Origin of the sequence: Frankia nepalensis (assembly GCF_016786325.1) — a bacterium.
In the GTDB taxonomy this organism is placed as follows: domain Bacteria; phylum Actinomycetota; class Actinomycetes; order Frankiales; family Frankiaceae; genus Pseudofrankia; species Pseudofrankia nepalensis.
This window is the reverse complement of record NZ_JADWYU010000176.1, coordinates 1-13,240: the sequence shown is the minus strand read 5'-3', so window position 1 is coordinate 13,240 and position 13,240 is coordinate 1. Positions and strand designations below refer to the sequence as shown.

At 77.7% G+C, this 13,240-nt stretch carries 8 protein-coding genes and 1 riboswitch; of the genes, 1 reads left to right on the top strand and 7 read right to left on the bottom strand.

Features of this window, described 5'->3' with window-relative positions; all coding sequences use genetic code 11:
* Window positions 1-73 precede the first annotated feature (73 nt).
* From I6A81_RS26865 to I6A81_RS26835, 7 genes are all read right to left on the bottom strand, one after another.
* Window positions 74-289: a CbtB domain-containing protein gene (locus I6A81_RS26865; protein ID WP_203007548.1), complete on the bottom strand. Its 216-nt coding sequence runs from the start codon at window positions 287-289 to the stop codon at window positions 74-76.
* A gap of 31 nt (window positions 290-320) precedes the next feature.
* A riboswitch (cobalamin riboswitch) is annotated at window positions 321-465 on the bottom strand.
* A 95-nt stretch (window positions 466-560) separates the two neighbouring features.
* Window positions 561-4,367: a cobaltochelatase subunit CobN gene (cobN, locus tag I6A81_RS26860; RefSeq protein WP_203010347.1), complete on the bottom strand. Its 3,807-nt coding sequence runs from the start codon at window positions 4,365-4,367 to the stop codon at window positions 561-563.
* Window positions 4,364-5,986: a cobyric acid synthase gene (locus I6A81_RS26855; protein WP_238431162.1), complete on the bottom strand. Its 1,623-nt coding sequence runs from the start codon at window positions 5,984-5,986 to the stop codon at window positions 4,364-4,366. The genes cobN and I6A81_RS26855 overlap by 4 nt, the downstream gene beginning before the upstream one ends.
* 11 nt (window positions 5,987-5,997) lie before the next feature.
* Complete coding sequence (locus tag I6A81_RS26850; protein WP_238438270.1) at window positions 5,998-7,017, bottom strand: cobalamin biosynthesis protein; 1,020 nt, start codon at window positions 7,015-7,017, stop codon at window positions 5,998-6,000.
* A gap of 16 nt (window positions 7,018-7,033) precedes the next feature.
* Window positions 7,034-8,620: a cobyrinate a,c-diamide synthase gene (locus tag I6A81_RS26845; protein ID WP_203010345.1), complete on the bottom strand. Its 1,587-nt coding sequence runs from the start codon at window positions 8,618-8,620 to the stop codon at window positions 7,034-7,036.
* Window positions 8,621-8,785: 165 nt separating this feature from the next.
* Window positions 8,786-9,400, bottom strand: a complete 615-nt coding sequence (gene cobO, locus I6A81_RS26840) for a cob(I)yrinic acid a,c-diamide adenosyltransferase (protein WP_203008501.1) — start codon at window positions 9,398-9,400, stop codon at window positions 8,786-8,788.
* Window positions 9,400-11,595 (bottom strand): VWA domain-containing protein, encoded by a 2,196-nt coding sequence (locus I6A81_RS26835; protein ID WP_238441561.1) that lies wholly within the window; start codon window positions 11,593-11,595, stop codon window positions 9,400-9,402. Before I6A81_RS26835 ends, cobO begins: the two co-directional genes overlap by 1 nt.
* Before the next feature lie 331 nt (window positions 11,596-11,926).
* On the opposite strand from I6A81_RS26835, the gene cbiE reads away from it, so the two are divergent.
* The coding region (gene cbiE / locus I6A81_RS45775; protein WP_307874932.1) for a precorrin-6y C5,15-methyltransferase (decarboxylating) subunit CbiE at window positions 11,927-13,240 on the top strand (1,314 nt) is incomplete at its 3' end.

The following is a 13,240-nucleotide window of genomic DNA, read 5'->3' as shown; positions in this document are numbered from 1 at the left end:
CGGCGGCGCCCGCCAGGCCCGGGGCCTGTCTAGCCCGGCCACCACGTCCGGCGACGGATGCCGGATGCCTGGCTCAGTGGCAGGGGAAACCCAGGAAGTGCCGCGCGTCGTGCACGAACTCGTGAATGTGGGTGTCGGAACCGAAGATCGAGACCATTCCCTGGTCGATGCCGACGAAGTAGTACACGGCGAGCCCCGCCACGACCATCAGCGCGGTCCAGAGGAAGGTCGCGGGAACGGACAGGGGAGCCGGCCGGTCAGCGGCGTGCGTGCCGGGGGCAATGCTCATGGTGCGAAGCCTCTCTGGGATAACGCGTCCCTATGCAATGCGCGTGGCGGCGAAGATCTGACTGACGGCTCGCGATTGTCACGAGCCGATCACAGTGGCGCGACCGTGCCGGATTCACACCGGCTTCCTCTGCTGCCCAGCTGGTTAAGAGTAGGGCTGGCACCCTGACAGGTCAACGCGGTGAGACCTTTCCGTCAACAGCTGTCGGTCCATCAACAGCCCCCGGTCCGCCACCAGGTGCCGGTCACTCCCGCCCGGGTGGGCGGGAGTGTCACCCGCCCGATGGCGAACGGCCTTCCAGATCGCCCTCCGCCCGCAGGTAAACGTCACGCAGCGCGTCGAGAGTCGACTGTTCCGGTGCCGACCAAAGCCCGCGGTCGACCGCCTCCAGAAGTCGCTCGGCGATACCGTGCAGTGCCCACGGGTTCGCGTCCGCCAGGAACTTCTGGTTCTCCTGGTCCAGGACGTACGCCTGGGTGACGGCCTCGTACATCCAGTCGGCCACCACGCCGGCGGTCGCGTCGTAGCCGAACAGGTAGTCGACGGTCGCGGCCAGCTCGAAAGCGCCCTTGTAGCCGTGACGGCGCATCGAGGCGATCCAGCGTGGGTTGACGACCCGGGCGCGCACCACGCGCGCCATCTCCTCCCCCAGGGTCCGGGTGCGCACCGCGTCGGGCCGGGTCGAGTCGCCGACGTAGGCCCGCGGGCCGCGCCCGGTCAGCGCCCGCACGGTGGCGATCATCCCGCCGTGGTACTGGAAGTAGTCGTCGGAGTCGGCGATGTCGTGCTCGAGGCTGTCGGTGTTCTTCACCGCGACGCTGATCCGCCGGTACGCCGCCTCCATGTCGTCGCGGGCCGGCCGGCCGTCCAGCCCACGGCCGTAGGCGAACCCGCCCCAGGCCGCGTACACCTCGGCCAGGTCCGCGTCGTCGTGCCAGGTCCCGGCGTCGACGAGCGGGAGCAGCCCGGCGCCGTACGCGCCCGGTTTCGAGCCGAAGACGCGGGTGGTGGCGCGGCGCCGGTCCCCGTGGGCGGCCGTGTCGGCCTCGGCGTGCGCGCGGACGTAGTTGTGCTCGGGGTCCTCGTCGAGGTCGGCGACGAGCCGGACGGCGTCGTCGAGCAGGTCGACGACGTGCGGGAACGCGTCGCGGAAGAACCCGGAGATCCGGACGGTGACGTCGACGCGGGGCCGGCCGAGCTCGGCGAGCGGAATCGGCTCCAGGCCGCGCACCCGCCGGGACGCCTCGTCCCACAGCGGCGCGACGCCGAGCAGCGCGAGGATCTCGGCGACGTCGTCGCCGGACGTCCGCATCGCCGAGGTGCCCCAGGCTGACAGGCCGACCGAGCGCGGGTACTCGCCGGTGTCGGCGAGGTGGCGGGCGAGCAGCGAGTCGGCCATCGCCCGGCCGGTCTCCCAGGCCAGCGGGCTGGGGACCGCGCGCGGGTCGACGGCATAGAAGTTGCGCCCGGTCGGCAGGACGTTGACCAGGCCGCGCAGCGGCGAACCGCTGGGGCCGGCGGGGATGTAGCCGCCGGCGAGCGCGTGCAGGGTCCGGTCGATCTCGTCGGTGGTGCGGGCGAGCCTCGGCACGATCTCGGTGGCGGCGAACGTCAGCACCGCCGCAACCGCGTCCCGGTCGGCCTCGCCCCCGGCGGCCGTGCCCCCGCCCGCCGGGGCGTCGAGGACCTCGGCGATCACCTCCGCGACGGCCGCCGGTTCCCAGCCGCGCTCCTCCAGGCCCGCGACGAGGGCCCGGGCGACGGCCTCGACCGCGTCGGTGCGCGCCGTCCCCTCCGCGTCGCCGAGGCCGAGCGCCTGGCGCAGGCCCGGCAGCGCGGCGGCACCGCCCCACAGCTGGCGGGCGCGCAGCATCGACAGCACCAGGTTGACCCGCGCCTCGCCGGTCGGCGCCGCGCCCAGGACGTGCAGGCCGTCGCGGATCTGCGCGTCCTTGATCTCGCACAGCCAGCCGTCGACGTGCAGCAGGAACTCGTCGAACTCGGCGTCGTGCGGCCGGTCGGCGAGGCCGAGGTCGTGGTCCAGCTTCGCCGCCTCGATGAGCGTCCAGATCTGCGCGCGGATCGCGGGGAGCTTCGCCGGGTCCATCGCGGCGATCTGCGCGTGCTCGTCAAGCAGCCGCTCGAGCCGGGCGATGTCCCCGTAGCTGTCGGCCCGCGCCATCGGCGGAACCAGGTGGTCGATCACCGTGGCGTGCGCCCGCCGCTTCGCCTGGGTGCCCTCCCCCGGGTCGTTGACCAGGAACGGGTAGACCAGCGGGAGGTCGCCGAGCGCCGCGTCGGGCGAGCAGCCGGCGGACAGCGCCGCCGCCTTGCCGGGCAGCCACTCGAGGTTGCCGTGCTTGCCGACGTGCACCACGGCGTGCGCGCCGAACCCGGTCCCGGAAGCGGCGCCGGGCGCGGCGTTGGGCGTCGTCGGGCCGTGCCGCAGCCAGTGGTAGGTCGCCAGGTAGTGGTGGCTCGGCGGCAGGTCGGGGTCGTGGTAGATCGCTATCGGGTTCTGCCCGAACCCGCGCGGCGGCTGGATGAGGATCGCCACGTTGCCGGCGGCGAGGGTGGCGAGCACGATCTCGCCGTCCGGGTCGGCCGAGCGGTCGACGAACAGGTCGCCGGGCGCCGGGCCCCAGTGTTCCTCCACGGCCGCCCGCAGCTCGGCCGGCAGCGTCGCGAACCAGGCGCGGTAGGCGGCGGCGGGGACGCGGACCGGGTTGCCGGCCAGCTGCTCGGCCGTCAGCCAGTCCTCGTCCTGGCCGCCGGCGGCGATCAGGCCGTGGATGAGCGCGTCGGGATCGCCGGCGGCCAGCCCCGGCAGCGCGTCCGGCCCGTCGGCCGGGCCGACGTCGTAGCCCGCGTCCCGCATCGCCCGCAGCAGCGCGAGCACGCTCGCCGGGGTGTCGAGGCCGACCGCGTTGCCGATCCTGGCGTGCTTGGTCGGGTAGGCCGACAGCATCAGCGCGACCTTCTTGTCCGCGTTCGGGACATGGCGCAGCCGGGCATGGCTGACCGCCAGCCCGGCCACGCGGGCCGCCCGCTCCAGGTCGGGGACGTAGTGGGTCAGGCCGTCGGCGTCGACCTCCTTGAACGAGAACGGGACGGTGATGATCCGCCCGTCGAACTCGGGGATCGCGACCTGCGTGGCGGTGTCCAGCGGCGACAGGCCGTCGTCGCTCGCCGCCCACTGGGCCCGGGACGACGTCACCGCGAGCGCCTGCAGGATCGGCACGTCCAGGGCGGCGAGCGCGCCGATGTCCCAGTCCTCGTCCCGCCCGCCCGCGCCGACCTCGGCGGGCACGGCTCCTGACGCGGCGCCGCCCGCGGCCAGCACCGTCGTCACCAGCGCGTCCGCCCGGCCCAGCTCGGCGAGCAGCCCGGCGTCGGCGGTGCGCAGCGACGCGCAGAAGACCGGCAGCGCCCGGCCGCCGGCCGCCTCGACGGCGTCGGCGAGCGCGTCCACGAACGCGGTGTTCCCGGCCAGCTCGTGCGCCCGGTAGTACAGGATCGCGACGGTCGGGCGCCCTCCGGCGCCCGCGCCCGGCGCGGCGTCCCCAGCCGGCGCGGCGTCCTCGGCCGACGTGAGTCCCCCGGCCGGTGTGGCCAGCGGCGCGCGCTCGGCGGCGCCGGCCGGGTCCGCGCCGGGACGGGACCGGACGCCCCACGGCGGGGTCGGCGCCGGCGGGTCGAACCCGAGCCCGGTGAGCAGCAGCGCGTCGGACAGGAAGCGGGCCAGCTGGCGCAGGTTGTCCACGCCGCCGTGGGCGAGATAGGCGTGCGCCTGCGCCGCGACCCCGGCGGGCACCGACGACAGCTCCATCAGCTCGGCGTCGGGGACGAGCTCCCCGCTGAGCACCACCACCGGCAGGCCGCGCGCGAGCAGGGCGTCGACCCCCTCGGGCCAGGCCCGCCGGCCGCCGAGGAGGCGCAGCACGACGACGTCGGCGCCGTCGAGCAGCGGCGCCAGGCCGGCGGCGTCGAGGCGCGCCGGGTTGGCGAGCCGGTAGTCCTCCCCGCAGGCGCGGGCGCACGACAGGTCGGTGTCGGACGTCGACAGCAGGACGATCACGGACGGCTCCCCTGGTCTGGCAGAGATCCACCCGAGTGGTCAGCCTCGGGCGTGGGCGCGGCGCCCGACGCGGGACCGGCCAGCGCCGGCCGCCGGTCGGGCGTCACGAAGGTCGCGGCGGCGTTCGGCGGAGCGCCGGGCGGGACGAACGGCAGGCCGGCCGGCGGGCCGCCGGCCAGCAGCGCGAGCAGCGCGCCGGTGTCGAGGTGCTCCGCGACGAGGTCGCCGAGGACGTCGAGGCGCCGCTGCCGGACGGCCGCGAACGAGACCTCGCCGCGTGGCCGCCAGGGCGAGCCGGCGCGGGCCGCGACGTCGGCGAGGAACGCCCGGCGGAAGCCGTCGTTCTCCAGCGCGCCGTGCCAGGTGGTGCCCCAGACCGCGCCGTTCCGGCAGCCGTCGAGGAACGGCTCGCCGCCGTGCGCGGTCGCCACCCCGTGGTGGATCTCGTAGCCGAGCACCGGCTGGCCGTACGCGGCGCCGCTGGGGCGGCCGAGGGTCTTGGTGGCCGCGAAGCGGACGGTGACCGGCAGCAGCGAAAGGCCGTCGACGCGGCCCGCGCCGCTCTCCACCTCGTCCACGATCGTCGCGGCGAGCATCTGGTAGCCGCCGCAGACGCCCAGCACCGGCCGCCCGGCCGCCGCCCGGCGGGCGAGCGCCCCGTCCAGCCCGCGCCGGCGCAGCCAGCCCAGGTCGGCCACCGTCGACCGGGTGCCGGGAAGCACGACGAGGTCGGCCGTGTCCAGGTCCTCCGGCCGGTCGGCGTAGCGCACCGCGACGCCGGGCTCGGCGGCCAGCGCGTCCAGGTCGGTGAAGTTGCTCAGAAACGGCAGCCGCACGGCGGCCACCCGCAGCGCGCCGTCGGGGTCGCCCCTGGTCTCGCCGGGCGCGGGCAGGCCGAGCGAGTCCTCGACGTCGAGCCCCAGGCCGTCGCGCCACGGCAGCACCCCGAGCGTGGGCCGGCCGGTCAGTGCCCGCAGCATCTCCAGCCCCGGTTCGAGCAGCGCCCGCTCGCCGCGGAACTTGTTGACGACGAAGCCGGCGACCAGTGCCTGGTCAGCGGGCTCCAGCAGGGCGAGGGTGCCGTACATCGCGGCGAACACCCCGCCGCGGTCGATGTCGCCGACGACGATCGTCGGCAGGCCCGCGGCCCTGGCCAGGCCCAGGTTCGCGATGTCGGTCGCCCGCAGGTTGATCTCGGCAGGGCTGCCGGCACCCTCGCAGACCACCACGTCGAACCGGGAGCGCAGGTCGGCGAGGCTCGCGAGCACCTCGGCGAACAGCCGGCCCTTGAGCTCGCGGTAGTCGAGCGCGCCCGCCTCGGCGACCGGCCGGCCGCGCAGCACGACCTGGCTGCGGTGCCCCGCGCCCGGCTTGAGCAGCACCGGGTTCATCGCCGCCTCCGGCTCCACGCCGGCGGCGGCGGCCTGCATCACCTGGGCGCGGCCGATCTCCGCGCCGTCGGCGGTCACCCACGAGTTCAGCGACATGTTCTGCGCCTTGAACGGCGCCACCCGCACTCCCTGGCGGGCGAGCCACCGGCAGATCCCGGCGGTCAACACCGACTTGCCCGCGTCCGACGCGGTCCCGGCGACGAGCAGCGCCCCGCGCACCCCGGTCATCCGCGCCCCGGTCACGCTCCGCTCCGGTGGCGGCCATGGCGGCGGCGCCCGCTCCGGTGGCGCCGGCCGGCCAGCGCCGCGCCGGCCAGGGCGCTCACCGCCACGCCGGCTGCCGTCACCGCCGCCGACAGGTCACCCGAACGGGCGACGTCGGCGCCGCGCGGCGGCGGCCCGTCGCCGAGGCGGCCACGGGTCTCCAGCTCACCCGCGTAGACGTTGGTGCCGCCGAGGGTGATCCCCAGGGCGCCGGCGAACGCCGCCTCGCACTGGCCGGCGTTCGGGCTCGGGTGGTCGTGGCCGTCGCGCCGCCAGACCCGCCAGGCCCGGCCGGGCGACCCGCCGACGACCGGGGCCGCCAGCGCCGTGAGCACGGCACACAGCCGGGCGGGCGCCAGGTTCGCGGCGTCGTCGAGGCGGGCGGCGGCCCAGCCGAACCGCAGGTAGCGCGCCGAGCGGTGGCCGACCATCGCGTCGAGGGTGTTGACGGCGCGGTAGCCGACGACACCGGGCAGGCCGAGCGCGGCCCCCCACAGCAGCGGGCCGAGCACCGCGTCCGCGGTGTTCTCCGCGACCGACTCGATGGCCGCCCGGGCGAGCTCCGGCTCGTCGAGCCCGCTCGGGTCGCGCCCGCACAGGTTCCCGAGCCGGCCACGGGCGGCGGGCAGGTCGCCGGCCGTCAGCAGCCGGCTCATCGCCACGGCCTCGGCGCGCAGCGACGTGCCACCGAGCGCCGCCCACAGCGTCACGGCGAGCGCGACCGGCCGGGCGGCCCGGGGCAGCCGGCGGTCCAGCGCGACGGCGGCGAGCACCGGCCCACCGACGGCGGCGGCGACGAACGCGACGCCGGCCGGACGGGAGTCCGCGTAGAGCAGGCGTTCGGTCGCGCGCGCCGCGCGGCCGTAGCCGGCGACCGGGTGGAACCGGGCCGGGTCGGCGAGGACCGCGTCCGCGACGGCGCCAGCGACGACCGCCGCGGCGACGGCGACCGGCCCGAACGCGGCCGGCCCCGCGGGCGCGGCGCGGCCGGCCAGCCGGGCGGCCCGGCGCTCAGCCGGCCGCACGGAGGGCCCCGTTCTCCTGGGCCGCGCCCGCCGCGGCGACGAACCGGGCGGCGGCCCCCGGCAGCCCCGCCCAGTGGGTGTGCAGGTAGGAAGCATGGATGCCGCCGCGGACGAAGCCCTCCGCGACCTCGTCGCCGGCCGGGCCGCGCCAGGTCCACGCCGGCGCCGTACCCCCCGACACCGTGCCCGGCCACGTCGTGCCCCCTGGCGACGTACCCGGTGGCACCGTGTCCCCCGGCGTCATGTCCCCCAGCGCCGTGCCCCCCGACACCGTGCCCAGCGGCGCGCCGCCCGCGGGCCCGCCGCCGGCCGGCGGGCTGGTGGCCGTGCGGTGGAACTCGTGCCCCCGCGCGCGGGTGCCGCGCGCCGCGAGCACCGAGTCGGTGGCCGCCACCGCCTCCCGGTAGCCCAGCGTGAGGCGCGGCGTCATCGCCGCGGTCACCTCGCCCAGCACGCCACACATCGGCGCGTCGTCCAGCGCCCGGCTCAGGTACAGGAGCCCGGCGCACTCGGCGGCGACCGGCGCGCCGGTCGCGGCGAAGGCGCGGACCCGGGCTCGCAGGGCGGCGTTCGCGGCGAGCGCGCCCGCGTGCAGCTGCGGGAACCCGCCGCCGATGACCAGCGCGGACGTCCCGTCGGGCAGTGCCTCGTCGGCCGTCGGGTCGAAGCGCGCGACCTCGGCGCCGGCGGCGGCGAGCAGCTCGGGCGTCTCCGCGTAGCCGAACGTGAACGCCGGGCCGCCCGCCACGGCGACCACCGGGCGCCGGGCACCGGGCCGGGGCTCGGCCGGCCTCGGCATCGCCGCCCCGGCGGCGGTGCCGGGGATCTCCGCGGCGGCGGCCCGGGGGTCCCAGGGCTCGGCCGGCAGGTCGGGAGCCGTCGCGGCGAGCGCGAGCAGCGCGTCGAGGTCGAGCGCGGCGGCGACGGCGGCGCCGAGCTCGGCGACCGCCGCGCGGGCGGGCGCCGCGCGCTCGGCGGCCGGGACCAGGCCGAGGTGGCGTGACGGGGTGGCGAGGCTGTCACGCCGACCGAGGAGGCCGAGCACCGGCACGCCGATCTCGGCCATCGCGGCGCGCAGGATCTCGGCGTGCCGCTCGGTGCCGACGTGGTTGAACACGACGCCGCCGATCCGGACCGCTGGGTCGAACGAGCGGAAGCCGTGGACGGTCGCCGCGACCGACCGGCCGACCGAGCGCGCGTCGACGACCAGGACCACGGGCGCCGCCAGCAGCGTGGCGACGTGCGCCGTCGAGCCGAACCCGGCCCGGGTCGCGTGCCCGTCGAACAGGCCCATGACGCCCTCGATCACGGCGACGTCGGCCCGCCTGGGCGTCAGCGCGCCATGCAGGAACAGCGGCGCGACCCGCCGCTCGCCGACCAGCCACGGGTCGAGGTTGCGCCCCGGGCGGCCGGCGGCCAGCGCGTGGTAGCCCGGGTCGATGTAGTCCGGGCCGACCTTGTGCGGCGAGACGGCCAGTCCGCGTGCCCGCAGCGCGGCGAGCAGGCCGGTGGCGACGGACGTCTTGCCCGCTCCGCTGGCCGGCGCGGCGACGACGACCCGGGGGATCCTCACGGCTGTGTTCCCGGTTCGCTCCGACGACCTCCGCTGCGGCCCGACCACGTCGCTTCGCTCGTGGACGGGCCTCCGCGGAGGCGCGCCTCCGTGCTGCGGGGCACAGTCCCAGCGGCACGCTCTATCACTGGTTCGTTCCGTTCGGGCGCGGCGCGGCGGCCCCGGTCACCACTCGATCCCCCGCTGGCCCTTCTGCCCGGCGTCCATGGGGTGCTTGACCTTGGTCATCTCGACCACCAGGTCCGCCGCCTCGACGAGGCGCGGGTGCGCCCGCCGGCCCGTGATCACGACATGCTGGAACCCGGGCCGCGCGGCGAGCGTCGCGACGACGTCCTCGACGTCCACCCAGCCCCACTCGATCACGTAGGTGAACTCGTCGAGCACCAGGAGGCGATAGGTCTCGGCGGCGAGGTCGGCCTTGATCCGTTCCCAGCCCTCGGCCGCGGCCGCGGCGTGGTCGTCGTCCGGGCCGCGCTGGGTCCACGACCAGCCCGAGCCCATCTTGAACCAGTCCACCGGCGCGCCCTCACCGGTCTGGGCGTGCAGCCGGCCGAGCGCCCGCAGCGCGTTCTCCTCGCCGACCTTCCACTTGGCGCTCTTGACGAACTGGAACACGCCGACCGGCCAGCCCTGGTTCCAGGCGCGCAGCGCCAGCCCGAAGGCGGCCGTCGACTTGCCCTTCATGTCGCCGGTGTGGACGAGCACCAGCGGCCGGTTGCGGCGCGCCCGCGTGGTGAGCCCGTCGTCGGGGACGGTGGTGACCTTTCCCTGGGGGGCCATCAGGCGGCGTCCCGCAGCGCGCGGACGGTGGCGGCGAGACCCGCGCCCGCCGCGGCGCCGTCCAGGCCCGCGCCGGCGCGGGCGCCTCGCCTGCCGCTGGGGGCGGCGTGCCCGCCGCCGGGCGCGGCCAGCTCGGCGAGCGTCAGCAGCGGCGCCCCGAGCCAGGCGGCGAGCACCCCGGCGAGCCCCAGTCGGACCCTGCCGGTCTCGCAGTCGACGACGACCGCGGCGACCCCGGCGCGGGCGAGCAGCTCGGCCGCCGGGCCGGGCTCGGGCCCGGCGGTGTGCCGGCCGTCGGTCAGCACGACGAGCAGCGGCCGGCGGCTCGGGTCGCGCAGCCGCTCGCGCAGGAGCGTGCGGTGCGCGAGCAGGAGACCGTCGGCCAGCGGCGTGCGCCCGCCGGCCGGCAGATCCGCCAGACGGGCCGCCGCGACGTCCACCGACGACGTCGGCGGCAGCGCGAGGCGCGCGGCCTCACCCCGGAACGTCACCAGGCCGATCTTGTCGCGGCGCTGGTAGGCGTCGAGCAGCAACGACAGGACGGCCGCCTTGACCGCGGCCATCCGTGCCCGGGCCGCCATCGAACCGGACGCGTCGACGGCGAACAGCACGAGGTTGCCCTCCCGGCCCTCCCGCCTGGCCTGGCGCAGGTCGGCGGGCCGCAGCCTCAGGCCAGGCCCGCTCCTGCCGCGCGCGGCCTGGTGCGGCGCCGCCGCCAGCAGCGTCGCGACGACGTGCGGGTCGCGCAGCCGGCCGTCCGGGACCTGCGCGCCCACCACCGCGCCCGCGCCGGTGACCGCGCGCGACCGCCGCCCGGGGACACCCCGGCCGACACCGGGCACCTCGAGGCGGCGGGCGCGGAACATGGCCGACGGCGCGACGACGCTCACCGGCGCCTCGGCGCCCGCCGGCCGCGCCGCGGCCGCGTCGTCACCGGCGGGCCGCCCGGCGGTGCCGGCGCCCGCCCGCGCCTCACCGGCCGCCGGGGCGCCGTCGCCCGGGCCGCCCCCGCCCGGGCCTGGGCCCGGGTCGGGATCGGGATCGGGGTCGTCATCCGCGCCGGCCTGGCCGTCCGGCGCGCGGACCTGGCCGTCGGGCCGGGCGGGCGCGCCCGCGTCCGCCCGGCCGGAGCCCTCGTCGCCGTCGGGATTCGGATCGCCGTCGGGGTTCGGGTCACCGCCTGGGTTCGGGTCGCCGTCGGTGCCCGCGCCGTCGAGGTCCTGGCGAGCCGCTTCCAACGCGGCGTCGAGCTGGTCCGGATCCAGGCCGGGAGCGTCGAACGGGTTGCGGCGGCGCCGGTGCGGCAGCGCGAGCGCGGCGGCGGCCCGGACGTCGGCCTCGGTGACCTCGGCGCGGCCCTCCCAGGCGGCGTGCGCGAGCGCGGCCCGCGCGGTGACCAGGTCGGCGCGCAGCCCGTCGACCTCGAACGCGGCGCAGACGGCCGCGATCCGGGTCAGCTCCCGGTCGGGCAGCCGGACGGCCGGCAGCGCCGCGCGGGCGGCCGCGATCCGCGCCGACAGCTCGCGCTCGAGGGCGGTGTAGCCGGCCGCGAACGCCTCGGGGCCCGCGTCGAACGCCAGGCGGCGGCGGACCACCTCGGCCCGCGCCGCCGGCTCGCGCGGGGCCGCGACCTGCACGGTCAGGCCGAACCGGTCGAGCAGCTGCGGCCGCAGCTCGCCCTCCTCCGGGTTCATCGTGCCGACGAGCACGAACCGGGCCTCGTGGCGGACCGAGACCCCGTCGCGCTCGACGTGCGCGACCCCGAGCGCGGCCGCGTCGAGCAGCAGGTCGACGAGATGGTCGTGCAGCAGGTTGACCTCGTCGACGTACAGCACGCCGCGGTGCGCGGCGGCGAGCAGCCCCGGCTCGAACGAGACGACGCCCGCGGTCAGCGCCCGCTCGATGTCGAGGGAGCCCACCAGCCGGTCCTCGGTGGTGCCCACCGGCAGCTCGCGCAGCCTGGTCGGCCGGTCCTCGGCGCGCGCGGACGGGTGCGGGCCGTCCGGGCAGTCGGGCGCCAGGCGCGCGGGGTCGCAGGAGAACCGGCAGCCGGCCACCACGGTCACCGGCGGCAGCACCGCCGCGAGCGCGCGCACGGCGGTCGACTTCGCCGTGCCCTTCTCACCCCGGACGAGCACGCCCCCGATCTCCGGGGAGATCGCGTTCAGGATGAGGGCGAGCCGCAGATCGTCCATGCCGACGATCGCGCTGAAGGGAAACTGGCGCACGTGGGCCACCACCTCGCACCGGCAGGTGTCCGCGCCTGCCGCTCGTACGGGCCCGGAGCTCCTGCGACGGGCGGGCGGCCGAGGTGTTCTGGCTCACCGCGCCGGACCGGCCGCGGCTCACAGTGGCGGGACCGCCCCGGGCTTGGCGCCACGCACCGCACCGGAGTTCCCCTCACGTCGCCTGGCACGCATGGTGCCACGGGAGGACTGCCCAAGGATAGTGACGACGAACACCCCACTGGACCGCTTGTCGCCATCAACGCGACGGCGGCCGGCGGGGGCATGCACAATCCCCCCTGTGCCAGCCAGCCCCCCACCCGCCGGAACCCGGCCCACCACCGAGTCCGCCCCGGTCACCGGCTTCGGCGTGACCGTGGTCGGGATCGGCGAGGACGGCTGGGACGGGCTTGGCGCCGCGGCCAGGGAGGCGCTCGCGGCCGCGGACGTCGTGCTCGGCGGCCCGCGCCAGCTCGAGCTCGTCGCCGGGCGGGTGCGCGCGGGCGAGGCCTGGCCGCGTGACCTGGCCGCCGCGGTCGCGGCCCTGCCCACCACCCACGCGGGGCGGCGGGTCGCGGTGCTCGCCAGCGGCGACCCGATGCACTACGGCGTCGGCGGGACGCTGGTGCGGGCGCTCGGCGCCGGCCAGGTACGGGTGCTGCCGGCGCCCTCGTCGATCTCGCTGGCGTGCGCGCGGCTCGGCTGGCCGGTCGAGGAGGTGGCCGTCGTCAGCGCGGTCGGCCGGCCCCTGGCGGCGCTGGGCTCCGAGCTGCGCCCCGGCGCCCGGGTGCTGGTCCTGACCGGCGACGAGGACGGCGCGGCGCGGGTGGCGTCGCTCGTGGCCGAACACGGTCTCGACGCCGAGCTGACAGTGTTGGAGCGGCTGGGCGGGCCGCGCGAGCGGATCACCACCCATGCCGTCCGGGCCAGGCCGGGCCGGCGCGGATCGCGCCGCCCCGACGGCCTCGGCGACCTGGACAGCCTCGGCGGCCCGGACAGCCCTGGCGACCCGGACGGCCTCGGCGACCCGGACGGCCTCGGCGGCCCGGACAGCCCTGGCGACCCGGACAGCCTCGGCGACCCGGACAGCCCTGGCGACCCGGACGGCCTCGATGGCAGGGACGGCCTCGATGGCACGGATGGCGACGCGCCCGCGGGGGTGCCGGCGGCCGGCGCGGTGGCCGCCGTGCCGCGTCACGGCAGGTTGGCCATCGTCGCCACGCGCTGCGCGCCGACCGCCTCGGCCGAGGTCCTGGCCCTGGCAAGCCGCGTGCCGGGCCTGCCGGACGACGCGTTCGTGACCGATGGCGTCCTCACGAAGCAGGAGGTCCGCGCGGTCACGCTGGCCGCCCTCGCGCCGGCGCCCGGCGAGCTGCTCTGGGACGTCGGCGCCGGCAGCGGCGGCGTCACCGCCGAGTGGCTGCGGGCCGATCGGCGCTGCCGCGCCATCGCCGTCGAGCCGCGGCCGGACCGCGCCGCCGCCGTCCGGGAGAACGCCCGCCGGCTCGCCGGCGCCGTCGAGTGGGACGGCCGCGGCGCGGCCGGGGGCCCCGCCGGCTCGGCGACAGGGTCCCAGGCGGGTCCGCGAGGGGGCGGCGGGCGGGCGCCGGGGGGG

Bases quoted from the DNA above. Each gene is read 5' to 3' on its own strand.
- I6A81_RS26855 (WP_238431162.1), bottom strand. From the start codon at position 5,986: ATGACCGGGGTGCGCGGGGCGCTGCTCGTCGCCGGGACCGCGTCGGAC.
- I6A81_RS26865 (WP_203007548.1), bottom strand. From the start codon at position 289: ATGAGCATTGCCCCCGGCACGCACGCCGCTGACCGGCCGGCTCCCCTG.
- I6A81_RS26835 (WP_238441561.1), bottom strand. From the start codon at position 11,595: ATGGACGATCTGCGGCTCGCCCTCATCCTGAACGCGATCTCCCCGGAG.
- cobO (WP_203008501.1), bottom strand. From the start codon at position 9,400: ATGGCCCCCCAGGGAAAGGTCACCACCGTCCCCGACGACGGGCTCACC.